This window comes from Jutongia sp. (assembly GCF_057878315.1).
In genome coordinates this window covers 1-24483 of record NZ_DBLXSO010000009.1, presented here as the reverse complement: position 1 = coordinate 24483, position 24483 = coordinate 1, and the positions used below count along the sequence as shown (strand labels likewise).

At 48.4% G+C, this 24483-nt stretch carries 22 protein-coding genes; 4 read left to right on the top strand and 18 right to left on the bottom strand.

Translation table 11 applies throughout. From position 1 onward, the window contains the following. Positions 1-85: 85 nt before the first annotated feature. The 4 genes from ACZLMD_RS03380 to ACZLMD_RS03365 are packed head-to-tail and all read right to left on the bottom strand — an operon-like array spanning position 86 to position 3892. Positions 86-1165 (bottom strand): ABC transporter substrate-binding protein, encoded by a 1080-nt coding sequence (locus tag ACZLMD_RS03380; RefSeq protein ID WP_243100583.1) that lies wholly within the window; start codon positions 1163-1165, stop codon positions 86-88. After that, positions 1162-1977 (bottom strand): ABC transporter permease, encoded by an 816-nt coding sequence (locus tag ACZLMD_RS03375; protein ID WP_482523398.1) that lies wholly within the window; start codon positions 1975-1977, stop codon positions 1162-1164. The genes ACZLMD_RS03380 and ACZLMD_RS03375 overlap by 4 nt, the downstream gene beginning before the upstream one ends. Then, on the bottom strand, positions 1971-2798 hold the full coding sequence (locus tag ACZLMD_RS03370) for an ABC transporter permease (protein ID WP_455058267.1): 828 nt from the start codon (positions 2796-2798) through the stop codon (positions 1971-1973). Before ACZLMD_RS03370 ends, ACZLMD_RS03375 begins: the two co-directional genes overlap by 7 nt. A gap of 20 nt (positions 2799-2818) precedes the next feature. Beyond that, the gene (locus ACZLMD_RS03365) at positions 2819-3892 is read right to left on the bottom strand and encodes an ABC transporter ATP-binding protein (protein ID WP_022307241.1); all 1074 of its coding nucleotides are present in this window, start codon (positions 3890-3892) and stop codon (positions 2819-2821) included. A 168-nt stretch (positions 3893-4060) separates the two neighbouring features. Here ACZLMD_RS03365 and ACZLMD_RS03360 point away from each other — a divergent pair, with 168 nt between their 5' ends. Next, the gene (locus ACZLMD_RS03360) at positions 4061-4603 is read left to right on the top strand and encodes a hypothetical protein (protein WP_482521920.1); all 543 of its coding nucleotides are present in this window, start codon (positions 4061-4063) and stop codon (positions 4601-4603) included. Continuing rightward, positions 4581-4859: a hypothetical protein gene (locus tag ACZLMD_RS03355; protein WP_489495120.1), complete on the top strand. Its 279-nt coding sequence runs from the start codon at positions 4581-4583 to the stop codon at positions 4857-4859. Before ACZLMD_RS03360 ends, ACZLMD_RS03355 begins: the two co-directional genes overlap by 23 nt. Positions 4860-4872: 13 nt before the next feature. Here ACZLMD_RS03355 and ACZLMD_RS03350 read toward each other — a convergent pair whose 3' ends face one another. Next, a complete protein-coding gene (locus ACZLMD_RS03350) occupies positions 4873-5550 on the bottom strand; it encodes an HAD family hydrolase (RefSeq protein ID WP_022307244.1) in 678 nt (225 codons plus the stop codon). A 24-nt stretch (positions 5551-5574) separates the two neighbouring features. After that, positions 5575-6543: an AraC family transcriptional regulator gene (locus tag ACZLMD_RS03345; protein WP_455058270.1), complete on the bottom strand. Its 969-nt coding sequence runs from the start codon at positions 6541-6543 to the stop codon at positions 5575-5577. A gap of 176 nt (positions 6544-6719) precedes the next feature. Here ACZLMD_RS03345 and ACZLMD_RS03340 point away from each other — a divergent pair, with 176 nt between their 5' ends. After that, positions 6720-7820, top strand: a complete 1101-nt coding sequence (locus ACZLMD_RS03340) for a pyridoxal phosphate-dependent aminotransferase (protein ID WP_022307246.1) — start codon at positions 6720-6722, stop codon at positions 7818-7820. A 520-nt stretch (positions 7821-8340) separates the two neighbouring features. On the opposite strand, the gene proB is transcribed toward ACZLMD_RS03340, so the two are convergent. From proB to ACZLMD_RS03280, 12 genes are all read right to left on the bottom strand, one after another. Further along, positions 8341-9129, bottom strand: a complete 789-nt coding sequence (gene proB, locus ACZLMD_RS03335; protein WP_022305651.1) for a glutamate 5-kinase — start codon at positions 9127-9129, stop codon at positions 8341-8343. Between the two features lie 750 nt (positions 9130-9879). After that, positions 9880-10749, bottom strand: coding sequence for an ABC transporter permease (locus ACZLMD_RS03330; RefSeq protein WP_484107576.1), 870 nt, complete (start codon positions 10747-10749; stop codon positions 9880-9882). Between the two features lie 55 nt (positions 10750-10804). Next, positions 10805-11725 (bottom strand): ATP-binding cassette domain-containing protein, encoded by a 921-nt coding sequence (locus ACZLMD_RS03325; RefSeq protein ID WP_489495119.1) that lies wholly within the window; start codon positions 11723-11725, stop codon positions 10805-10807. 2 nt (positions 11726-11727) lie between these two features. Then, a complete protein-coding gene (locus ACZLMD_RS03320; protein ID WP_489495118.1) occupies positions 11728-14082 on the bottom strand; it encodes a DUF8726 domain-containing protein in 2355 nt (784 codons plus the stop codon). Then, entirely contained in the window at positions 14079-15260 is a 1182-nt protein-coding gene (locus tag ACZLMD_RS03315) for a sensor histidine kinase (RefSeq protein WP_484107573.1), read from the bottom strand. The genes ACZLMD_RS03320 and ACZLMD_RS03315 overlap by 4 nt, the downstream gene beginning before the upstream one ends. Beyond that, complete coding sequence (locus ACZLMD_RS03310) at positions 15250-15942, bottom strand: response regulator transcription factor (RefSeq protein ID WP_489495133.1); 693 nt, start codon at positions 15940-15942, stop codon at positions 15250-15252. The genes ACZLMD_RS03315 and ACZLMD_RS03310 overlap by 11 nt, the downstream gene beginning before the upstream one ends. 220 nt (positions 15943-16162) lie before the next feature. Then, positions 16163-16993 (bottom strand): deoxyribonuclease IV, encoded by an 831-nt coding sequence (locus ACZLMD_RS03305; RefSeq protein WP_486817980.1) that lies wholly within the window; start codon positions 16991-16993, stop codon positions 16163-16165. Between the two features lie 15 nt (positions 16994-17008). Beyond that, the gene (locus tag ACZLMD_RS03300; RefSeq protein WP_022305411.1) at positions 17009-18418 is read right to left on the bottom strand and encodes a citrate/2-methylcitrate synthase; all 1410 of its coding nucleotides are present in this window, start codon (positions 18416-18418) and stop codon (positions 17009-17011) included. A gap of 83 nt (positions 18419-18501) precedes the next feature. Then, positions 18502-18936 (bottom strand): MarR family winged helix-turn-helix transcriptional regulator, encoded by a 435-nt coding sequence (locus ACZLMD_RS03295; RefSeq protein ID WP_482523325.1) that lies wholly within the window; start codon positions 18934-18936, stop codon positions 18502-18504. Between the two features lie 93 nt (positions 18937-19029). Beyond that, positions 19030-19539: a metallophosphoesterase family protein gene (locus ACZLMD_RS03290; protein WP_158577210.1), complete on the bottom strand. Its 510-nt coding sequence runs from the start codon at positions 19537-19539 to the stop codon at positions 19030-19032. 38 nt (positions 19540-19577) lie between these two features. Further along, positions 19578-20180: an XTP/dITP diphosphatase gene (locus tag ACZLMD_RS03285; protein ID WP_482523324.1), complete on the bottom strand. Its 603-nt coding sequence runs from the start codon at positions 20178-20180 to the stop codon at positions 19578-19580. Positions 20181-20235: 55 nt separating this feature from the next. Continuing rightward, positions 20236-21033 (bottom strand): N-acetylmuramoyl-L-alanine amidase, encoded by a 798-nt coding sequence (locus ACZLMD_RS03280; RefSeq protein WP_489495117.1) that lies wholly within the window; start codon positions 21031-21033, stop codon positions 20236-20238. 236 nt (positions 21034-21269) lie between these two features. Between ACZLMD_RS03280 and ACZLMD_RS03275 the strand changes: the two genes are divergently transcribed. After that, on the top strand, positions 21270-24239 hold the full coding sequence (locus tag ACZLMD_RS03275; RefSeq protein ID WP_489495116.1) for a DUF8487 domain-containing protein: 2970 nt from the start codon (positions 21270-21272) through the stop codon (positions 24237-24239). Positions 24240-24483: the final 244 nt, after the last annotated feature.

Here is a 24483-nt window from a genome sequence, read left to right as displayed (position 1 = left end):
CTACCTCCAAAGAATTACTTAATTTACATATATTTTACCACGCCTGTCCATGGCTTTTCAATCCCCTTTTGTGTCTCCGAATCAATTAATATGCTTTCAATTCCTTCCACATATAGTTGTAATATTCCTCCATGTCCTTGCCGAGATAGCGGAACATTTCACAGTTCTTTACTACATCCTCCGACTGGAAGATCACCGGATCATCCTCCTTTTCTTCCGGATCGATCTCATCTAACACTGCCGTATTCGGTGTAGAATAATATACATACTCAAAATTCTGCATAGCAATATCTTCGCGGCACAGGAAATCCAGAAACTTCACGGCACCCTCGTAGTTTTCACCATCCTTCGGGATCACCCAGCTGTCCATCCATACATCCGAGCCCTCCTTGGGAACTACAAACTCGAGATCTTCATTGTAGTCTCTTGCAAGCCCTGCCTCTCCGGAATAGATCACTGCCATCGCCGCCTGCTCGTTTGCCATATCATCACGGACCTCATCCACCAGATAAGACTGTACCAGCTCCTTCTGATCGATCAGCAGCTTTTTGGCCTGCTGCAGCTCGTTCTTATCTGTGGTGTTGATCGAATAACCAAGCTGGCACAGTGCCGGCACAAAGCTGTCACGGACGCTGTCCTGCATAATAATATTATCTTTATAGTCCTTCCTCCACAGATCCTTCCAGCTGTCCGGCTTAAAGTCAAGCAGCTTCGGATTGTATAATATTCCGACGGTCCCCCAGAAATACGGTACACTATACGCATTATCCGGATCAAAGTTCTGTGACAGCTTCCAATAGGTATCACCGATATTGTGTGCGTTGGAAAGCTGCTTCATATCGATCTTACGCACATCCTTTTCCTGGATCATTTTGTCCAGCATATAGTCCGAACAGCAGATCAGGTCATAATGGATCGTTCCGTTCTTAAACTTTGTGTACATTGCCTCCGGCGTCAGAAACTCCTCATACGCTACGGATATGCCTGTTTCCTTCTCAAACTGCTTTAGCACATCACGGTCAATATAATCTCCGTAATTAAACACAACGATCCGCTTGTCCGACTTCTTCTCCGTCGTGCCGCATGCCGTCAGCAGACCGGATGCCGACAATAGCACCGCCAGTCCTGCCGCCGTGAGCCGGCTTAACATTGTTCTTTTCCTCATGAAAGCCCGCCCCCTTTCCGTTCTGCCTTCTTCGTTGTACGCCATGCCTTCCGGTTCATCAGGAAAAGCACCAGAAGCACCAGCACAAACACGATCGTGGACAGCGCATACAGCTCTGTCTGGATACCCTTGCGGTACTCCGCATTGATCATGGTTGACATCGTATGAATACCCGGTGCCTTCGTGAAATAGGTTACCGAGAAATCATCCAGAGACATCGTAAAGGAGAGCATAAAGCCTGCCATAATTCCCGGCACAAGCTCCGGCAGCACAACCTTCCAGAATGCATAGGAAGGGGATGCCCCAAGATCAAGCGCCGCCTCATACATACTCATATTCAGATGCATGACCTTTGGCTGTACACACAGAACCACATAAGGAATGATCAACGTGATATGTGCGATCAGCATAGTCCAGAAGCTCAAGCTGATAAATCTTGAAAATAACAGCATCAACGCCACACCGGTTACGATATCTGCATTCAGCATCGGAATATTGGTCAGCCCCATGATCCAGGTCTTGGTGCGTTTGCGCATACCAAGCATACCGATACACGCCATGGTTCCAAGGATCGTAGACACAAACGCAGCCCCTGCCGCTAACAGGATCGTTGTGCCGAGTGCCTGCATGATCATGTCATTTCCAAACAGCTTTGTATATCCGGACAACGAAAATCCTCCCCAGACCGCCTTGTTACGCGGGGAAGCATTAAACGAGGATACAATAAGTATCAGGATTGGAAGATAAAGCAGGATCAGTGCAAATGCAAGATAGATCCTGGATGCTACGTCCGTCACTTTCTGTTTTACCATATGCCGCTTTCCCCCTCCTCTCCATCAAAGAACCGGTAGATTACCATGCTGATCAGGATCAGAACCATCAGACTCAGGGAAAGACCGGAGCCCGCATGGATATCTGCATAACCGGAATTAAATGCCTGCTCGATCACATTTCCGATCAGATAAACCTTGCCGCCGCCCAGCATGGATGCAATGACAAATTCACTGATTGAAGGCACCATGACCATCGTGATCCCGCTGACGATCCCCGGAATGCTGAGCGGGATGATGATCCGACGCAGGATCGTCCCCTGTCCTGCACCAAGATCCTGTGCCGCGCTGATCACATCGTTGTCAATCTTAACAAGGGCGTTATAGATCGGAAGCACCATAAACGGCAGATAATCATAAACCGTACCTAAAATAACCGCCCACATCGTATTCATCAGATGAACTCTTCCAAAGCCAAGGGATGTAAGTATCTGATTCAAAATTCCATTGTTCAGAAGGATCAGCCGCCACGCAAGAGTACGAAGCATGAAATTCATCCACATCGGCAGAATAAAGATCATTACGATAAAGCTGTTCTTGTTGCTGGAATATTTACGCAGGATCAGTGCCAGCGGAAAGGACAGCACCAGGCATATCCCTGTCACCAGAAGTGACATTCCGATACTGCGTAAAAACGGCTTTCCATTGACCGGATCAAGGATCGCAGCCACATTGGCAAGTGTAAAGGATCCGTCCGATGCCGTAAATGCATTATATACAAGCAATATAAGCGGAACCACCGTAAACAGAAGCATCCACATCAGATATGGTCCCGCAAGAAGTTTTTTGCCTAATCTTCTCATGTCAATTCCTCCATTCCGATCTACTCGAGCGTACGCTCCTGCTCCTCATCCTCCGACTCCGGCTTATGCATGATCTGGATATTAAACGGATCTACCCAGATTCCCACCTCGGTGCCCGGCTCCTTCAAAACGGTGCTGTGAACAAGCCATTCAAAGCCGGCCGCCTGCACTTCCATCTCATAATGAACACCCTTGAAGATTGCAGAGGTCACGCGCCCGCAGATAATTCCCTTTGATGGTTCTGTCAATACAATATCCTCCGGACGGATCACCACATCCACCGGCTGGTTCCTGCCAAAACCCTCATCCACACAGACAAATTTCGTACCCAGAATATCCACCAGACGATCTTCTACCATTGTAGAATCAATAATATTACTCTCTCCGATAAAATCTGCCACAAATGCATTCTGCGGCTCATTATAGATATCCTCCGGCGTACCGATCTGCTGGATGTAGCCCTGATTCATGACCACGATCGTATCGGACATCGTCAGAGCCTCCTCCTGATCATGTGTCACATAAACAAACGTGATCCCGAGCTCATTCTTCAGACGGATCAGCTCATACTGCATGTCCTGGCGAAGCTTTAGATCCAGTGCTCCAAGCGGCTCATCCAAAAGCAGGACTCTCGGTTCATTCACGATTGCACGGGCGATTGCAATTCTCTGCTGCTGTCCGCCACTGAGCGAATCCGGCATCCGCTTCTCATAGCCGTCCAGATTGACGAGCTTCAATGCATATTTTACTTTATCTCTGATATAACTTTTGGACTTATTCTTGATCTTTAAACCAAATGCGATATTCTCCTCAATATTCATATGGGTAAACAGTGCATACTTCTGAAAAACCGTATTGACCTGACGCTCATTGGGCGGCAGTGACGTAATATCTCTGCCCTCAAAGATCACTCTTCCCTTGTCAGGCGTCTCAAAGCCACCCAGGATGCGCAGCGTTGTCGTCTTTCCGCAACCGCTCGGTCCCAGTATCGTAAGAAATCTGTTCTCGTTTAAATATAAATTTAAGTCGTCTAATATCACCTTATCTCCATAGCTTTTGGAGATACCGATCAAGTCTATCAATTTCTTTGCCATTTATGCCTCTTTTCTCTGCTATGATCCAGTTTCTTATACATTTCCCGCGTCATCTGCATAACATTTTAATTATACAATCTCTGCATTGGTTGTCAATCATATTTCCCATGCGGATGCATATTCATATAACAACACGAAATCATGCATTTACAGAAAGGAGACGATCCTATGACCACAGAAGAAAGAGACCGCCGTATGGCGATGCTGCGTGCAGCACAGCCCTACACCTCCGGGCGTCAGCGGTACGCACTCGACCTTGTACTACAGGCAAATACACTGTTATCAACGGCGCGTGGCGGCATGACAGGCGATCTGGAAGCATGCGAAACGACAGCCCGGCCCGAGGAAATGCTGATGCACATGCAGGAATTCTGCACCCCGCGGGAAGCCGATCTCGTACAGATGATCCTGAATTTCATCAAAGCCGGCCATCTGTTCCAGAATTACCGGGATTTCATGGCACAACAAGGTCCCGATGGAAATCCGGATCTGCATGCTGCCGGATTTTCCTCCCCATCTGCCAATCCACTCCAGATGCTTTTGCAACTCCTGGGCGGCTTTGGCGGTATGGGAAGCTCCAACCATCTGATGGAATTTCTGATCACACAGCTTTCCCCGGAACAACAGCAGCTTTTCGAACAGCTAAAGAGCTTCACCCAGACATCCGGTGAAGAAAAGGAGGCAGATTATGGAACCATGGCATCAGAATGAGGCATTCCGCTCGATGGAGCCTGCCAAGCAGAAAATGATCGAGCAACTTGCCGCTTCCCTGCAGGGAAAAAAATTAACCGAGGCACTTCCTCTGCTGATGCAGTGGAAACAGACGATGCAGCGGGAAAATATTCAGTTTACGGAGGAAGAAAATCAGATATTGACAGAAATCTTTTCTGCGCAGCTCTCACCGCAGCAGAAAAGACAATTTGAATTTATTAAGAATTCCTCTTTTCATAAAAATTTCAACCGATAATAATATCCAAGCTCTATTTGTCCGGAAGCTGAGGTGTCACAACGATGTTTGCCATCCTGCGCACTTCGTCCTCCGGCATTTTCAGGTCCGGAACGCAGATTACCGGTATGCCGGCGGCAACAGCCGCACGCACACCGTTCTCGGAATCCTCAAGAACAACAGCCTGCTCCGGTTTTAAGCCGCAAAGATGCGCTGCCTTCAGGAAAATATCCGGCTCCGGCTTAGATCTCTCTACCATCTCTCCGCCCACGATCACCGAAAAATACTTACGGATGCCGGCACCCTCCAGATAACGTTCCACGATATCGGATCTGGTAGAGGATGCCACGGCAGCTTTAAGTCCCTGACGGCGGATCCACTGTAACAACGTCACAATGTCAGGCTTTAACTCCAGACCGACCGTTGCTGCGATCGCATCTACGTGCTCTCTTGCAATTCTGCCAAGCTGTGCAAACGGATAATCCATACCATATTCTGTCAGCATCAGCTTCTCCAGACTCTTACCGGTAAGCCCGAGACTCTTGCAGTAAACCTCCCTGCTGAGGCGGTATCCGCGCTCTGCCATCACAACGGCAAGCTGCTCCATAAACAATCTCTCCGTGTCAAAGATCAGACCATCCATGTCAAAAATAAATCCCCAGGCACTCTCAAAGCTCTGTGCGGCGTCCAAAATATTGTGGTAATCTCTCATAATAATGATACATTCCTTTCCCGGCTAATAGTTTCCGGTGCTGCGGTATTCTCTCGGCGTACATCCGATCGTCTGTAAAAATACCTTGTTGAAATAACTGATATTGTTAAACCCGGACAGGTTGGCGATCTCTCCGATCTTCTTGTCGGTATCCTGCAGCAGACGGCAGCTCTGCAATATCCGGTAACGCATCAGATACTGCATCGGCGACATCTTCATCGTCTGCTTAAAGATCCTGCAAAACTGTCCCTCACTCATCGGAAGCATTTCCGCTAACTCCGATAATGTGATCTCGTAAGCGAAGTTGTCCTTCATATACTTCACAACAGGCTCAAGCCTTCCTGTCTCCCCCGGCTCATCCCTTCTCGACACGCGTATACTCTGTCTGTTCAGCCGGTCCCAGATCCCCATGATATGGCTTCGAATCATCAGCTCGTACGGCTCCGTGTCATGCTCGGGACATGCATACAGCTCCCGAAGCAGCCTGAGCACCTGCTTCTGCCAGCCTCCATCGTCCCACTCTGCCTCAAGCTCCGGCTGTGCAGGAGTCCTTCTCCGGTTGCCGGTATCCGCAAACTCCGGCCGGTACGGCTCATCCGGGCAACGCATGGAGATAAACTCCGGGAAAATGATCTTACCATCCAACACCGGTTTGAGATACTTTCTGCCGAACCGGCTGTGAATGTCCTCATGCAGAAACTGATAATGAAAATCGATCGCGAAAAAGCTGCATGGCTTTCCGTCCACTGCCCTTGCCGAATGAAGAAGATTGGAATTAATAAATACACCGTCTCCCTCCTGCAGCAGATATTTGCGTTCCTCGATCTCAAAATTGATCTCTCCCTCCGTCACCATCAGGATTTCAAACTCCTGATGCCAGTGAAGATAAAAGATCGCATCCGTGCCGGCCGGATAGCTCATTTTATGCAGTCCGACCGGCAGCTCGACCGTGCCGTGCTGCTGCTTTTCTTCGTATTGCTTTTTCCTTGCCATCCGTACTACCTCCGTATAATTTCTGCATGCCGCCTGCCGTCACAGACCGCATATCGTCAATTTCTTTTATTATAGAGGATAACCGCCAAAAACTCAACGCAACATTTACAACACCCCTGTCAAATGGTATACTGTGTGCAACGTTCGATAACAAATGATAGAAATGAGGCCAGATTATGATTGAACACAAGGAACATTTTCACGGAAGTGATCTCGAAAAGATAGAAGCTGCCTACGGCATCAAAAAGGAGGACATCACAAGCTTTTCCGCCAACGTCAATCCTCTCGGTATCTCCTATAAGCTCCGCGAGGGTCTGATGGAACATATCGATGCCATCACCTCTTACCCTGACCGTGAATATACAAGCCTGCGCAAATGTATTGCCGAATATACCGGCACAGATTATCGCAACATTCTCGTTGGAAACGGTTCCACCGAACTGATCTCGCTGGTGATCCAGTTAAAGCATCCCAAAAAGGCACTGATCGTCGGACCGACTTATTCCGAATACGAACACGAACTGAGTCTCGAGGGCGGCCGCTCCCACTATTTCCGCTTGAAGGAAAGTGATGACTTCAAACTGAATATCGATGAGCTGACACAGGCATTGGACCGCGATATTGATCTTCTCGTTCTGTGTAATCCAAACAATCCTACCTCGTCCCAGATTGACCGCCAGAGCATGCGGATCATTCTGGATACCTGTAAGGAAAAAGGAATCTTTGTCATGGTAGACGAAACCTATGTGGAGTTTTCCGAGAAAGCGGATGAGATCACTTCGATCCCTCTAACCAACTATTATAATAATATCATTATCCTGCGCGGCATCTCCAAATTCTTCGCAGCGCCGGGTCTGCGCCTTGGCTATGCCATCTGTGGCAACCACCAGCTTCTGCAGGACATCGACAGCAAGAAGAATCCATGGACGATCAATTCACTTGCCGCGGTTGCCGGAGAGATCATGTTTCAGGATAAGGAATATATCCACGACACGAAGGAGTTAATCTCCTCCGAGCGCCGCCGGATCTGCGGTATCCTTGACAAGTGTCCGAACATCAAATATTATCCGCCTCACGGCAATTTCATTCTCGTCCGCATCCTCCGGGATGATGTGACCTCCATGGATCTGTTTGAGGCAGCGATCCGAAAGGGACTGATGATCCGTGACTGCTCAACATTCCCATTTCTGGACAACAAATATATCCGTTTCTGTTTCATGAATCCGGCGGATAACGATGCTCTTCTGGACGTCCTGTTCGAGCAGCTGAACAAATAATATGACTAAGACTTCCCATATCAACGATGGAAATCCGCCCATAATATTTCTTATGTCCGGAAAATAAAATATCAATTTTGCCTGAGAAATCACTTGATCCGTGAACTATGACTAAAAAATTGACGCAGATCAGTAGGATTTCCGAAAAATCTTTGCTTTGCAATGCTTTGATAAATACGCATCCGCACGACTGAGCCCACCTCGGGGCGAGTACGGCAGGATGCGTTTATCGAAGATCAAAGCAGAAAAGCAATTTGATTTTTCGAAATCCGTAAGTGACAAGACAATTTTTTAGTCATAGCTCACGGATTTTTAATATATTGGCAGGCAAAATATGATTTCTAAATAACCGGACATAAGAAATATTATGGGCATACATCAATTTGAGGTATGGGAAGTTTTAGTATCTAAATTTTAACGACAAAAAGGACAGCGGTGTAAATTGTTCACCACTGTCCTTTCTCTATTTTCACAAAAGCTCTGTGCCGGATAAAATGCATCCAACACAGAGCTTTATCATTTACTGCTTCGCAAATATGGTTCCTACCGGTTTATCCTCAAACAGATCATACAGCTTGCGCGGATTCTTTCCGTTCATAAGCACCACGTCAATATCGGCAGCATGTGCGATCTCAACCGCCTTTATCTTCGTTGCCATTCCACCGGTTCCCAGTGCCGATCCGGCACCTCCCGCAAGATCTCTGATATCGTCCGTAATCTTGCCGACCTCCGGGATCAGTCTGGCGTCCTCATGGACATGCGGATCCTTATCATACAGACCATCAATATCAGACATGATCACCAGCAGATCTGCATTGGCGATCGTTGCAACATTGGCTGCAAGAGAATCATTCTCTCCCACCTCAAGCTCCAGCTCATCGATTGCCACCGTATCATTCTCATTGACGATCGGGATCACTCCCTGTGACAAAAGACGTTCCATCGAATTCACAACATGCTGTCTGCGGTCCTCCAGAAGCACATATTTGGTCAGAAGCACCTGTGCCACAACAATACTGTATTCGGCAAAAAATTTATCGTACATATACATCAGCTCACACTGTCCCACCGCAGCGCATGCCTGCTTGCCCGGCGTATCCTGCGGTCGTTTGGTCATGCCAAGCTTTCCCATGCCAAGTGCGATCGCTCCGCTGGACACCAGCACAATCTCATGACCGGCATTCTGAAGATCTGCAAGGGTCTTGACCAGATTCTCCACACGGCGGATATTTAATCGTCCGGTACGGTGTGTCAATGTGGAGGTTCCCACCTTTACAACGACTCTTTTTCTCTCACTGATTTTTCTCACGTCTGTTCTCCTCTTCTATCGGTTCTGTGACAGCCCCACTGATATCACTGTACATCTTCCGAAGCACAGCTCGCATATCTTCCGGTAAATATCACCCGTCTATCTTACCCCCTGCAATAACACTCGTCAATAGAAATTCCACAGAAAAATATTTTCACATTCCCCTGTCAGGAACTTCTGCAATTTCACAAAATACGCTGTCTTTGTGTCTTACTGACTAAGACTTCCCATACCTCAAATTGATGTGTGCCCATAATATTTCTTATGTATTGTAAATTTCATTGTGATTTTTGCCTCTGAATTTAACTAACTCTGGGAGACTGTGCCTGAAAATTGACGCAGATCGTTAGGTTTTCTGCAAAATCTTTGCTTTGCAATGTTTCGATGAAATACGTGTCTGGACGACTGAGCCTCATGGGTGGGCTCAGCTATTTCAGTGGGCACGCTTTCGCTACATTGCGCTATGCAACACTACATAGCACCTTAAAAAACAAGGTGCAAGTAGTGGCGAGCGCAAGTACCCTTTGAAACACCTGAATCCCACCCTGAGGCGAGTACGGAAAGACACGTTCATCAAACATCGAAACAGCAAAGCATTTAGATTTTGCGAAAACCGTAGAACGACAAGTCAATTTTCAGGCACGATCTCCCAGAGATTTTAAGAATCTATATGGCAAAAATCACTTTCAAACGTTATTGACATAAGAAATATTATGGGCGGATTTCTATCCTTGGTATGGGAAGTCTTAGTTACTGATAATAATGCTGCAGGCGGCGTACTGTAAGAACAAAAAAAACTGCCGAAAGAAGAAGCTGCAGGAGAACACTGATCATGCACCAATGTGTCAAAATCCCCTGTGGCAGTGTTCCAAGTACATTCAGAAGCCGTTCAAATTTCACGGTATATCCCATATGGCTCATCAGAAGAGAAGCCAACGTCACAAGCGGATTTACCAGCAAAAGAAGAACAAAAGCGCTCACCGGACTGACCCCTGCCGGATGTCCACCGCTGCTTTTGCGCAGAAAATAAACAACCGCCACAATAAGGATCGTGCCGATGCCCGCCCCCATTGCCGCCAGATACGACCTGATTCCTGCCGTGTCTGTTTTCCGGCTTAAGGCAGACAGGTAAACACCAATGCTTCCGGTAAATACAGACTCCACCGCAAGCACCAGTAAAAGCTCCAGCAAATGGCGCTTCTCAACGCCTCCGATCACAAATACCAGAGACAAAAACGGCATTCCGGCCACAATAAACAAAAGGGTCAGACAGATGGAAGACAACATCTTACCCGCAACGATCCGAAACGGCTTCAGAGGCGATGCCATCAGAAGCTCCATCGTGCGATCCTCCCATTCCGAGGCAATGCTTGCTGCCGCAAAGGAGGGCACCAGTAAAAGAACCGTGCTGCCAAGAATGCCCGCCAGCACCAGATACACATAGGCGATCCCGGAGTAATCCATCACATGATTCCAGCCGGTCCGGAGTGCGATCCCATAGCCGGTCCCGGAAACAGCCAGAAGAAGCAGCTCATACGCTGCCAGCCAGACATAAAACCGCCTTGACCCCGCATAGCGTTTCATCTCCTCCCGCAAAATCGGATTAAGCTTAAGCTTCATCCATATCACCTCCATTTTCCAAAAGCTTCTTTTCGGCCATCTCCCTATACCCTGATCAGTTCTCCTCTGTCATTTTCCAGAAGGCCGTCTCCAGATCACTTTTCCTTCGCTGAAACGAGATCAGTTCGACATCATTTTCCACAAGACGCCGCAATATCCTTGTCTGATCCTCCTGCGTTCCCCGAAAGCCCGCGAGGATCCTGCCGCCATCAATCGAGATCCTTGTCACCGTCTCCTCCTGCTTCAGCACCTCTACGGCTCCGGCACAGTTTTCTGCCACCAAAAGCTCCAGAGGATTCGTCTGATTGATCTGTTCCGAGATTTCCTCTAACGATCCCTGCACGGCAATTGCCCCATTCTGGAGAATTCCCAGAAACGCACCACTCCCCGCCAGAGGCGAGAAACCGGCAGAGGTAACCAGAATGGCTTTCCCTGTATCCTGAAGCAGATGAAGCAGTTCATCCAACACCGGTCTCTTCCCCGCGTCAATGCCATGATAGAAATCATCCAAAACAAGTACATCCGGTTCTCTCAGCATGCATCTCACTAAGGCCAGCTGTTTCTTTTCGTGTGGTGCCAGTTCCGCCACCGGCACCACCTCCATCCCGTCCATTCTGTACGCCGGAAGCAATTCCTGCATTCGCCGGTCGATCCGGTATCCGGATATTCCATACAGTCCGCCATAATATTCCAGATACTCCGCCACGGTCATATCACGATATCTTCCAAACTCTGCAGGGACATAGCCGACCAGCCCCGCAGCACCCTCTCCGTCGATCCGCACCTCCGGGGTTCCCGCCAGGATTTCTCCTCCCTCAAACGGAATAAGCCCCGCGACCATCCGGCAAAGTGTTGTCTTCCCGGCGCCGTGTGCACCGATCACGCCAAATATCTCACCATTTGCCACCTCCAGATTCAGATCCTCCAGCAAATATTTCCTCTGATAGATTTTTGAAACCTGATGTATCTTCAGCATACTTAGTCACCTCCGACCAGAATATTCCTTGCGTCTCCTTCGTTTAACACCGTCTGTCCGCCAATGGAAATACGCAGCATAATACCGGTTTCTCCGTATTTCGGGCAGCCAATGTTCTCAATGCCTCCCAGCATATTCTGCTGCTTTGCTTTCCGGACATCATACCACCCGGATATCTCCTGTTCCTCCGGGACAAATCCATAGAAAAACGTCTCGGTCGTTCCCATTTTCTTCATGCACGCTTCCAGAAGAGCCCATCGTCTCTTCTTCTGCTCACCGGTCAGCGTTCTTTTCGCCGTATCCGTAAATAACTTATCTGCCAGACGTTCGTAGTTGCCGCTGTAATCATTGACCCAGTAACGTTTCAGGTAATGATTTTCCTTTAACAGATACGTCTTCTGATCCGCAATATCCCCAAGCTGATAAATCACTCCATTGTGGTAGATCACACAATCCTCGAGGTCACTGCCCGAGCGGTTTTTCAGTCTGCCAAGAAGGTGCATATTTAACACGGAAAGATCCGCCTTGATCGAGCCGTCAAGCCGCACCGAATCCTGACTCAGGAGATTGGTTCCCTCAAACGACGGCGCCTGTTCCACCTGAAGCGTTGTCTTCCCTTCTCCCTGGCTCAGACGCGTTTTCTTCTGTCCATCTGCCTGTTCCTGTGAGCTTTCCATAACCGGACCTCCATCCACGGAAAGCTCATAGCTTCCTGCCTCATCATGGATCAGCCGGAAATGACATTCCAGCATGCCGTTTCCCTCACTGTCCACCTCGATCTGATTCAGGTAATTAATGCATTGCCCCTCCAGTCTCGTGCTCGTGCCGATCAGGTAGATCAGTACCGCAAACAACCCCGATGCCGCCGGGATCATCCCCCAGACTGCCATACGATGTCTCGACCGTTTCATCAGATAATAAAACACCGGACTTGTAAGCACAATATAGACAAGCAGAAAAACAATATAAAACCGCAGATTCGGCAACTTGTTCCAGTCAGTCACAGCCAGCCCGTCTTCATAGATCTGTTCTGTCTCTCCACCATTCCTTTTATATTCTCTCTGCCGTCCCTCCTGCTCACTAAAATCCTTCCATATAATGTTGCGGATCCGGCTTCCCTGCACATCCCAATACTGTGAGGATAGACCTAACGATACACCGCTTATGATCACACGTCCTCTTCCTGTTTTTTTCTCCTGAAGTATCACCTTTCCCTTCCTTGTTTTCAAAAGTGCTTTGCCACCGGTCACCTCCAGCTCCTGCAGCTCCCTGTGAACTCTTTTGAAAAAAACATTCTCCCTGACTGCGGCTTTCTCCACATCCGTCAGCTTCATCGACAGGAAATCATCCAGCATACTCTGTGTAAAATAACCACTCAGATAATGATAGATCTCTCCCTCCGGCCGGATACATTCGTCAGATTTCTCCAAATCGGAAATGTCATTTTCCCATTTCTTATATATTGCATCCGAAAGGTTCTTTTTCAGGAACCTCTTGACCTCCTGCTGCTTCTGTTTTGCAGCCTCCTGCACCGCTTCCTCCCGTATCTGCTTCATATCCTTTTCCGTCACGCCAAATGCCGTAGCAATGTCATAGCTGCCCTGCTTTTTCCACTCAAACAGCTTCCCGCGAAACGGGGAGATTTCTCTTGCCTGACCGGAGTCTGCTAACACCAATATACCTCCGTTTCGAACCCAGTTGATGATCGCACGCACTTGCGCTTCCTGCAGCGTCTGAAGATCTATATCACTGGCGATCAGTACGTCCAGCCAGTCCAGGCCGCGAAAATCCTCCGGCAGCTCCTCCTCGGACAGATATGTTACATTCGTACCGCTCTCCTCCATGTAACGCATCCGGTCCTTCTTCCGACTGCAGATACCGACATATTTCCCATCGGTTTCTGTGTCAACGTCCGTCCATATCACACCGGAATATAACACCTGACCGTCTTCCCCCAAAAAGGTAAGCTTAAAGTACCCCTTTTCCGTCTGTACCGGCAGATAAAGCTTCAGCGATTTGCTGCCGGAATGCGCCAGTTCAAATTGCTTTTCATAGACGGTGCCGTTTTTGATGCCGACAGGCTTTACACGCAGCACTCCTGAAAATCTGTCCCCCAGATTCCGGACATTGGCCGTAAGCTGTGTATACCTGCCGTACCGTATCTTTGTCGCTGCACCGATCTGAATCTCCGCATGGACATTTCCTCTGGTAAACACAGCCATTTTATTGGAAGAGATCACATTATCGTTTTTCTGTCCCACCCTCCTGCTGCCAAGCCTGTCCAGAAACACAAGACAGAGAATGACCATCGCCGCGATCAAAAGAACTTTTCCTATATGCATTAAACGTTTTCTCAAAATTCTGCATCCTCCGTCTCATTCTGCCATGGAAGGAATATCTCAAATATGGTCCCCTGCAGACTGCTTTGTGCCGTGATACTGCCGCCATGCAGCACAATGATCTCCCTCGCAATATTCAGTCCCAGTCCGGTTCCTCCCGTCTGAGGTGACCTTGCTCCTTCTACCCGGTAAAAACGTTCAAAGATCATATCCAGGCTTTCCTCCGGAATGATCAGTCCATAATTCGTTACAGACAACACGATCCCATCTCTCTCCTGCAGACAGATCCGGATCTGCTTGCCATCCTTTCCGTACTTGACGGCATTGCTTAAAAGATTCTGCACTGCCCGCGCCATCAGGTCCGGATCCACCGCAAGTTCCAGACTTTTCCATGCACTGTCAAAGCAGCAATGCAACTCATTATCCTCCATGAGCGGATAAAATTCTTCGACCATCTGCTCGATCAGCTTAACAAAATCAACCTGCTTACGGTGCAGCGTGATCTCCCCGCTCATCAGCTTCGTATAATCAAAAAGATCCTGTATCAGTCCCTCCAGCCGGTCAGCCTTTCGAAGGGCAACCTCCGTAAAATGCTGTCTCTGCGCAGCGTCATATTTGTCGGTATCCATCATCAGATTCAGATAGCCGTTTAAAGAGGTAAGAGGTGTCCTTAAATCATGTGCCAGGCAGGCGATCATCTCCTTATTGGTCTGCAGTGCCTCTCTCTCCGCATCCATCAGCCTGGTAAGTTCCTCCGTCATCTCATTGACGGAGCGGGCGATCTCCCCGATCTCATCCTGTCGTTTCACCGGAAGTCTTCGCGGTCGTTCCATGGTCATGGACGAAATGCCCGCCGCAAGATTGGAAAGATCACGGGTCAGTCCCCTTGTCAGAAACAGGAAATAGACCACAAAAAGAAACACTCCCGCAAGGATACCAACTGCAATCATCGTATATAAACTATCGCTGCCCAGCTGTTCCAGATGTTTCAAAACAGTCGATGGCATTTGCGCCGCATCCTGTCCATAGGAAACATCCGCCTGATAGACGGTATCCTGTCTGGATACCCCAAGCACCGTAGACATCAGATACAGAAGCATCGCGAGAATACTCTCTGTCACTCCGGCAAGCAGCAGACTCGCCGCCCCATACAATACAAGCTTCAGTCTCAGGCTCTTCCAAATACTATGCTTCAATCTTATATCCCACTCCCCAGACCGTTTTGATGATCTGAGCCTTTCTCTGTCTTCCCTCCAGCTTCTCCCGGAGTCTCCGGATATGCACCATCACCGTGTTACTCATGTCGTAGCTTTTCTCCTTCCACACCCGTTCAAAGATCTCATCGGTGCTAAACACCTTGCCTGGATGGGATGCTAGCAGATATAATATTTCAAACTCCAGATGCGTCAGATGTACCTGCTTTCCAAAGGCTTCCACCGCATGAAGGCTTTTGTCAATGTGTAAATTTTCCAGGCTGATCTCATCGGTGCGCTCCGCCGGATCCTGTACACCGAACTTCTGATAACGCCGTAACTGGGACTTTACACGGGCAGCAAGCTCTCCCGTCAGAAATGGCTTTGTCACATAATCATCCGCTCCGATCCCAAGCCCTGCCACCTTGTCTGCCTCGGAATCCTTCGCACTCAGCATGATCACCGGGATCATACTGACCTCACGGATCTTCTCACAGACATGGATTCCGTCAATGCCCGGCATCATAATATCAAGGATTGCCAGATCGATCTTCTCCCTCGCAAAAACCTGCAGTGCTTCCCTTCCATCATATGCTTTATAAACACGAAAGCCTTCCTCGGCAAGATGGATCTCCACAAGCTCTGCGATATCCGGATCATCGTCCGCCACAAGAATCGTTGCCATGCCTTCCCCCATACTTGTTCCTCCTTCTGTATCATCACACAGTGGGTTTCAAAATAAACGAACCAAGCAGGCAGACCCACTTTGGCTCCCTCCTCGCTCATGAGGGAGAGAACACTCTCCGCTAACAAAAAACACCCGCAGTATATGGATTCTCTATATAGAATACCACATCCTGCAGGTATCATAAATTACAAATTTATTAAGATTCTTCCCCGGCTCCTTACTCCTTCCGGAGCTTGCGGAGCATGGCAATCTCATTGGTATAGCCCTCATCATCGTTTGGCGTCTCCAGAATAAACGGAAGCTCCTTAAGTGCCGGATGATTGATGATCCTTGTGATCGCCTCAAGTCCCAGATGTCCCTGACCGATCTTCTCGTGACGGTCCTTGTGTGCACCGAGCGGGTTCATGCTGTCATTTAAATGAATTGCCTTTAAGCGGTCCAGTCCGATCACCTGATCAAACTCATTTAATACATCATCCAGATGATCGACAACATCATAGCCGCCATCCCAGATATGACAGGTATCCAGACAGACACCCAGCTTATCATCAAGGTCAACCAGGTCGATGATCCGGCGAAGCTCCTCAAAGCTTCTTCCGACCTCGCTGCCCTTCCCTGCCATCGTCTCCAGCAGCACCGTCGTGGTCTGCTCCTCAAACAGTGCTCCGTTGAGCGCCTCCGCGATCATTTCGATTCCCTGCTCTGCCCCCTGTCCCACATGAGAACCCGGATGGAAATTATAATAATTGCCCGGCAGGTAATCCATTCTCTTCAGATCGTCCTGAAACATCTCCATCGAAAAGTTTCGGACATTCTCCTTGGCAGCGCAGAGATTCATCGTGTACGGTGCATGTGCGACCAGTTTACCAAAATGATGCTCCTCCATCAGTGCGAGCAGCTTATCCACATCTGCCGGATCAATCTCCTTTGCCTTACCGCCACGGGGATTCCTTGTGAAAAAGGCAAATGTGTTGGCACCAAGCTTTAACGCCTGCTTTCCCATTGCCTCAAAGCCCTTTGATGCAGAAATATGTGAACCAATATACATTGTCAGCCTCCTTTATCAACAGCTCTCATCCTTCATGGAAATCTTCAGAGGCTCCTTGCCCTTACGGTCTAACTTTGGTGTACTGCGGTCCGCAAGACTCTCATATGGTTTCTGCACCATAATACTCTGATATGCAGGACGAATGATCTTGTCTACATTGATAAGTTCTTCCATACGGTGTGCGCTCCATCCAACGATACGAGCCATCGCAAAGATCGGTGTAAACAGCTCTGTCGGGATTCCAAGCATTGTGTATACAAATCCGCTGTAGAAATCAACGTTTGCACTGACGCCTTTGTAGATCGCACACTCCTCGCCGATAACCTCCGGAGCGATCCTCTCGATCATGGAATAAAGTGCATAATCCTTATTCTCATGCTTCTCCTGTGCAAGGCTCTCCACAAAGCCACGGAATGCCACGGCACGCGGATCGGAAATGGAATATACGGCATGACCCATTCCATAGATCAGACCACGACGGTCAAATGCCTCCTTGTGAAGGATCTTCTTAAGGTATGCACGTACCTCATCCTCATCCTCGGTATCGCGGACATGCTCCTTAATGTCGTGCATCATCTCAACAACCTTGATATTGGCTCCGCCGTGCTTTGGTCCCTTCAGAGAAGAAAGAGCGGCTGCAATAACAGAGTAGGTGTCGGAGCCTGCAGAGGTAACTACTCTTGTCGTAAATGTGGAGTTGTTGCCGCCACCATGCTCCATGTGAAGCACCAGAGCCATATCGAGTACCTTTGCCTCCAGATCCGTATACTTCTTATCCGGACGCAGCATTCTTAAGATATTCTCTGCAGCGGACAGATTGTCATCCGGACGATGGATGTAGAAGCTCTCGTCTCTCTCATAATGATTATATGCATGATATCCATATACAGACAGCATCGGGAATACACTGATCAGCATCAGACACTGTGACAGTACATTCTCCAGACTGATGTCGGATACCTTATCGTCATAGGAAGAAAGTGTCAGTACACTTTTCGTCAGGGAATTCATGATATCCTGGCTCGGCGCCTTCATGATAACGTCACGGACAAAGTTCGTAGGGAGTCTTCTGTTCTTTGCAAGGATCCCACGGAATTCCTCGAGCTCACTCTTCGTCGGAAGGTTGCCAAACAGCAGAAGATATGTGATCTCCTCAAACCCAAAACGTTTATCCTTTCTCATGCCGTTCGTCAGATCGTAAATATTGTATCCACGATAGAACAACTGACCATCACACGGAATAACCTTACCGTCCACAATGTCACTCGCCTTGATCAGAGAAATATTGGTAATACCGGAAAGTACGCCCTTACCGTTCTTGTCACGAAGCCCGCGCTTCACCCCATATTCTGCAAAAAGACTGCTGTCAATGGAATTGTTCTGAATACAGACATCCTTGTACTTGTGTGTAAAATCGCTCATCATCTTTTCAAAATTATCCTGCACAATATCACCTTTCCTTTCAAAAATGCCTTCGGGTTTCCCGTGCTCCGATGCACATCCCCCAATTACTGCAATGCATCGGATATATTCTGGTGAATCTTCTGCGCTACGTTCTGAACAACCAGAAGCTCCTCCTCGCTGATCCCCCGGAATATTTCCTGAAACATCTCCCTCTGGCACTGCCTTGCCATCTCCAGCACACAGGCTGCTTCCGGCTGTACCGTCAAATGAATATACCGTCTGTCCTGATCATCATACTGCTTTTTTAAATACCCGCGAAGCAGCAGACTGTCAATCGCTTTGGACACGTTCGACTTGGTAAAATGAAAGATCTTCACAAGATCCTTCGCCGTGTTGCGGCTTCCATGATTATCAAAAAAAAGCAGCACACGCACTTCCATAATCGTCATATTAAATTTTTCAGTAATTTCGGAATACATAACTTCCTGATACTTTTTGAAATACTGACCACTTAATAATTGTTCCATTCTGTCATCCATGAAGCCCTCCCCATTGTCTGACATTGACAGGACACGATGCTTTCCCTTGCATCAGACAGTTCATTTTAGAACTATTATATCAGAAATCTGCTTTTACGTCAAATACACCGGCACAAAATCTACTCGTCCCTGTTCAATATTCATGACAAGATACGATGGCTGATGCCCCTCCTGTCTCGGTCTGGAAATACTTCCCGGATTGACCACATAGACACCGTTTCTCTGCTCCACATGCGGAATATGTGTATGACCGCACATCACGATGGAAACGTCATTGGCACGCGCCAGTTCACTCATGCTTCCAATGCTGTCAAAGCCTGCATACTGATGACCATGTGTCAGCAGGATCCGATAACCGCCAATCTCCACAATCTTTGAGAGCGGCACACCACAAAGACTGCTGTCGCAATTGCCGCGCACCATATCAACCGGCACGCCTGCCAGATCATAGATATCATCCGGATCGCACTGAAAATCGCCCAGATGAAACATCCTGCAATGAGTTCCCCGCATATTTGCAACTGCCTTTTTGAGATTCTCATTTCTTCCGTGGGAATCGCTTACCACAAGCACCTTGATCTGTTCTGCTGCGTTATTCTCCATACTAATCTGACATTCCTTTCTCTGTTTCCGCTTTCTGATCAGACAATACCATATTCTTTCATTTTCCGGTACATCTCTGTCAGAGCCCGCCCTCTGTGGCTGATCTGATTTTTATCCTCCGGCTTAAGCTCTGCCGTTGTGCAGCCAAGCTCCGGCACATAAAAGATCGGGTCATAACCAAAGCCGTTCTCACCCTTCTCACTGTAGCCGATCTGACCTTCTACCACGCCGCGGCAGGTGAAACTTCTTCCGTCCGGAAATACACAGGCGATCACACAGACGAATCTGGCACTGCGGTCGTCGCCCTCCACATCCTTTAAAAGCTCGATGATATGATTATTTTTCACTGTATACGGAGTATCCTCTCCCATATATCTTGCGGAGTAGATTCCCGGTGCCTTATCCAGTGCATCCACCTCAAGTCCGGAGTCATCCGCCAGAACGATCTGTCCGGTCAGTTCCGAGATCTTACGTGCCTTGATCAGTGCATTCTCTTCAAATGTGCTGCCATCCTCAACGATCTCTACATCCTGCAGATTCTCATCCTTCAGAGAAGAAAATACGATATCCTCCCCCTGCAGGATCTGACGAAACTCTTTCATTTTACCTTCATTGCCGGTTGCTACGATTATTTTTTTCATGATTATCCTCTTTTCCTTTTATTATGTTCCATTTCACGGACATATCGTCTGTTTTCTATTCGGAGATATGAAAGCTTGTGCAGATTCCCCGATAAATTCCCTGCGCAATTGCCTTCTGGTTCTCTTCGGACTTCATATACTCCATATCCGACCGGTTGGTCATAAAGCCGATCTCAACGATCGTCACCGGCATGTCCGCATGATGCATCAGATACAGGCGGTCTCTGCGGATCACCTTTCTCTTCTGTCTGCCTGTCGTTTCACAAACACACTCCAGCATATTGCGCGCCAGTTCTTTACTGGAAAGTCCATTCTTCGCTGCTGCCTTTCTGGAAGAATAAAGCGTCTCCACTCCCTTCGCCGTTGTCTCATCCGGATCCGATGCATTACAGTGAATGCTGATCAGTGCATCTGCCCCGACCTTCTTCGCCAGACGAACGCGATCCTCCTTGGATACTTCCCTGTCATCGGTTCTTGTGTAATACGCCTGAATGTCCGTTCCGTCTAATATTTCCTTCAGACAGTCTGACACCTTCAGTGCATAATCCTTCTCCAGGTACTTCCAGTCCGTCGATCCGGTTCCTTCATCATCGCCGCCGTGTCCGGCATCAATGACTACCACATACTGCCGCCTCGGCTCCTGCGTGACCGCAGACCTGTTTTCATTTCTGCCATGCGCTTCCACATGCGCAATATCCTGCAGCCGTTCTGATGCCGTCCCGGTTCCGTTTTCTTCTCCGGGCAGATTGTTATCTGCCAGTGGATGAAGCATTCCGGACAGGCTGACAAGCAGTACAGCCGCCAACAGACCGACACTGCAAAGCGCCAGTCTGCGCCATTCCTGTATCTTCACGAAGCAATCCCTCTTCTCATCTGTATTCACCCTCTTTTTTGCAGTATATCACAGCTCACTCAAAACCACAAATATGTCTTCGGTTTTATGCAGTATTATTATGCTTCCAACAATTACACCTTTATTGCGCAATTTCGGCAATCCTGCATCTTTTTATTGAAAGAGCCGGATACAACATGTATAATCATAAGCAGGGATTTTTCCTGTCGAAATTTAACACTAATAGGAGAACAAGAATGACTAAAAATATCAGTTTACAGGGTGTCTGGGACTTCCGGCTTGACGCCGGCTGCACCGGCATTCATGACGCATTTTATACAACACCGCTTGGCGATACGATCACACTGCCGGGGACAACCTCCATGGCACAGAAGGGAACATTTTCCGACAAGCGCGAAACCGGTACTCTGACCGATCCTTATCTGTTCGAGGGCTACGCCTGGTATTCCAAAGAGGTTCATCTCGAGCAGGCCGATCTTTCCAAAAATATTTTCCTTTATCTGGAGCGCACGCGTGTGACAAAGGTATGGGTGGATGATGTTCCGATCGGCAGCTATGACAGTCTGAACACACCGCACATCTATGACCTGACTGGGGCGGTCACCAAACCGGATTTTCGTCTGACGATCCTTGTTGCCAATCTCCAGAAACCGGAAGAGGGCGAAGCAGATCCACTGGCATATCCGACAAAGGGCGGTCACCTGACATCGCCTGACACTCAGACCAACTGGAACGGTATCATCGGAGAGATCTCTCTCCATATTCATGATACCTGTTTTATCTCACATATTAAGACGTATCCGGATACTGCAAAGGCTTCCGTGACTCTGGAGCTTACTACCGTAAACATCTCCGGCACCGATGCCACAAAGCAGATCCGGGTTGAAACCAGACTTCGTGACCGTGACGGGCTGAAGGATCATGCAACAGCAGCACAGAGCTTTGACGTGCCATTTCCGGCAGGAGAGGCTGTGACAAGCATTACATATGAACTGAATGAGGAGCCGGTTTACTGGAGTGAGTATTCACCGGTGATCTATGAGCTGACTGCCTCCTTTGCAGACAGCGAAGAAACTTCTGTCACAACGTTCGGCTTCCGTGATTTTAAAGCAGACGGTCTTGATTTTACGATCAACGGACGCAAGACATTCCTGCGAGGAAAGCATGACGGTCTGATTTTTCCTCTGACCGGAGCAGTTCCTGCTACCGTTGAGGAATGGATCCGTGTTCTTTCTATCTCAAAGAGCTATGGTATCAACCACTATCGTTTCCACACCTGCTGTCCGCCGGATGCCGCATTTACGGCTGCTGATCTGGTCGGCATCTATATGGAGCCACAGCTTCCGTTCTGGGGCACAATGACCGCGCCGGGTGAGGAGGGGCACAACGACACAGAACAGTCATACCTCATCGAGGAAGGCTTCCGCATGATGAAATATTTTGGAAACCACGCTTCCTACTGTATGATGTCCCTTGGTAACGAGCTCTGGGGAAGCAAGGAGCGTATTTCCGAGATTCTCGCCGCTTACAAGGCTGTGGATACACGCCACTTATATACACAGGGTTCCAACAACTTCCAACATACACCGGTCATTCTTCCGGAGGAAGATTTCTTTGTTGGTGTCCGTCTGAGCAAGAACCGTCTTTTCCGTGGTTCCTATGGCATGTGCGATGCACCGCTCGGTCATGTTCAAAGTGCCGAGCCGTCCACCCGCAAGAATTACGATGAAGCAATTCTGCCAACACACACAAGCACAGACAGCAGTGATGACGCAGCAGAGATTGAGATCCAGTACGGTACCGGTGTCAAGAAGGTAAAGGCAGCCGAGAACACAGAGGTTCTCATGCCGGAGATACCGGTTATCTCCCATGAGATCGGTCAGTACTGTGTTTATCCGGATTTCCATGAGATCGACAAATACACCGGTGTTCTCAAGGCACGCAACTTTGAGGTATTCCGTGAGCGCCTTACCGAGAAGGGTATGGCAGATCAGGCAGACGACTTTTTCTACAACAGTGGTAAGCTTGCCGTTCAATGTTATAAAGAAGAGCTGGAGGCTGCTGCCCGCACCAAAAGCCTTGCCGGATATCAGATTCTCGACATTCAGGATTTCTCCGGTCAGGGCACCGCTCTTGTCGGTATTCTTGATGCATTTATGGACAGCAAAGGACTTGTCACAACCAAGGAGTGGGCACAGTACTGTTCCGATGCGATCCTGCTTGCCGAATTTGACAGCTATGTTTTAACCGCAGGAACATCCTTTAATGTTTCACTCGCCATCCGCTACTACCGTCAGGAAAGCCTTGCCGGTAAGTCCGTAACCTGCCGCTTCACATTAGCAGACGGTACGGTGTCAAGCGAAAATACAGTTGCCCTGCCGGACGAGCTCCTTGGTCTTAACGAACTCGGAGCGGTCACGATCGATGTTCCGGCTGTTTCTGAAGCAGGAACGGCAACACTGACTCTGGACATTGATGGCACAGATATTCATAACGAATATGAACTGTTCCTGTATCCTGCAGTCACCGACCGGATCGATCCTGCGACGGTCGCAACCGTAGGCGAGGGCGAGTATACCACATATATCACCAACAATTTCGATCAGGCAGAGACACTTCTTGCCAATGGAAGCCGTGTTCTTTATCTGCCGGAGGAGACAAAGGAGAGCCTCAGGGGCTTCTACTGTACAGAGTTCTGGTGCTACCCAATGTTCCGCGATATCTGCGAATGGATGAAAAAACCGGTCGCTGTCGGCACAATGGGTCTGCTGATCCAGAATGAACATCCTGCGTTAAAGCAGTTTCCATCCCACTCCTACGCAACACCACAGTGGTATCAGCTTGTTTCACACTGTGACTGTGCGATTCTGGATGATACGACAGACAAAAGCTTCCGTCCGATCGTTCAGATGATCGATAACTTCGACCGCAACCACAAGCTTGGCATCCTGTTTGAGGGACAGGTCGGAAACGGTTCTCTGATGGTTTGTACGATCCGTCTCAGCGAGCTTGTCAACCTGACAGAACCGACCCGCGATGAATCAATCACCGCAACAGACGAAGTGATCACATACCGCGATGTCACAAAGCTTCCGGAGGTCGATCAGTTTATCCGCTCCATCATATCCTATGTCAGCTCCGATGCGTTTAAGCCAAGCCAGACACTGGATATGAAGAAGCTGCGGAAAACATTTATAGGGGAATGATGACTTTTTATATTATTTATTAAAATCTATATATAAAAACCGACTATATTCTTAAAAAACTTAAATGCCGAAAAGCCTTATGTTTCAAAGCTTTTCGGCATTTTTTCCGGAATAATATGTATAATAGCTGCTATAATACAGAAAGTCTTGTAAAATATCTTCATTCCGCAAAAATCGGCACAAAAAAGCACCCGCGATGAAACATCACAGGTGCTTTTCAAAGAATCATCCGAACAGGGGAGTG

What these genes read in the sequence shown, in the direction of transcription:
- ACZLMD_RS03380 (WP_243100583.1), bottom strand. Translation starts at nt 1,165, where the DNA reads ATGAGGAAAAGAACAATGTTAAGCCGGCTCACGGCGGCAGGACTGGCG.
- ACZLMD_RS03375 (WP_482523398.1), bottom strand. Translation starts at nt 1,977, where the DNA reads ATGGTAAAACAGAAAGTGACGGACGTAGCATCCAGGATCTATCTTGCA.
- ACZLMD_RS03370 (WP_455058267.1), bottom strand. Translation starts at nt 2,798, where the DNA reads ATGAGAAGATTAGGCAAAAAACTTCTTGCGGGACCATATCTGATGTGG.
- ACZLMD_RS03365 (WP_022307241.1), bottom strand. Translation starts at nt 3,892, where the DNA reads ATGGCAAAGAAATTGATAGACTTGATCGGTATCTCCAAAAGCTATGGA.
- ACZLMD_RS03360 (WP_482521920.1), top strand. Translation starts at nt 4,061, where the DNA reads ATGACCACAGAAGAAAGAGACCGCCGTATGGCGATGCTGCGTGCAGCA.
- ACZLMD_RS03355 (WP_489495120.1), top strand. Translation starts at nt 4,581, where the DNA reads ATGGAACCATGGCATCAGAATGAGGCATTCCGCTCGATGGAGCCTGCC.
- ACZLMD_RS03350 (WP_022307244.1), bottom strand. Translation starts at nt 5,550, where the DNA reads ATGAGAGATTACCACAATATTTTGGACGCCGCACAGAGCTTTGAGAGT.
- ACZLMD_RS03345 (WP_455058270.1), bottom strand. Translation starts at nt 6,543, where the DNA reads ATGGCAAGGAAAAAGCAATACGAAGAAAAGCAGCAGCACGGCACGGTC.
- ACZLMD_RS03340 (WP_022307246.1), top strand. Translation starts at nt 6,720, where the DNA reads ATGATTGAACACAAGGAACATTTTCACGGAAGTGATCTCGAAAAGATA.
- ACZLMD_RS03330 (WP_484107576.1), bottom strand. Translation starts at nt 10,749, where the DNA reads ATGAAGCTTAAGCTTAATCCGATTTTGCGGGAGGAGATGAAACGCTAT.
- ACZLMD_RS03325 (WP_489495119.1), bottom strand. Translation starts at nt 11,725, where the DNA reads ATGCTGAAGATACATCAGGTTTCAAAAATCTATCAGAGGAAATATTTG.
- ACZLMD_RS03310 (WP_489495133.1), bottom strand. Translation starts at nt 15,942, where the DNA reads ATGGCAACGATTCTTGTGGCGGACGATGATCCGGATATCGCAGAGCTT.
- ACZLMD_RS03305 (WP_486817980.1), bottom strand. Translation starts at nt 16,993, where the DNA reads ATGTATATTGGTTCACATATTTCTGCATCAAAGGGCTTTGAGGCAATG.
- ACZLMD_RS03300 (WP_022305411.1), bottom strand. Translation starts at nt 18,418, where the DNA reads ATGATGAGCGATTTTACACACAAGTACAAGGATGTCTGTATTCAGAAC.
- ACZLMD_RS03295 (WP_482523325.1), bottom strand. Translation starts at nt 18,936, where the DNA reads ATGGATGACAGAATGGAACAATTATTAAGTGGTCAGTATTTCAAAAAG.
- ACZLMD_RS03290 (WP_158577210.1), bottom strand. Translation starts at nt 19,539, where the DNA reads ATGGAGAATAACGCAGCAGAACAGATCAAGGTGCTTGTGGTAAGCGAT.
- ACZLMD_RS03285 (WP_482523324.1), bottom strand. Translation starts at nt 20,180, where the DNA reads ATGAAAAAAATAATCGTAGCAACCGGCAATGAAGGTAAAATGAAAGAG.
- ACZLMD_RS03275 (WP_489495116.1), top strand. Translation starts at nt 21,270, where the DNA reads ATGACTAAAAATATCAGTTTACAGGGTGTCTGGGACTTCCGGCTTGAC.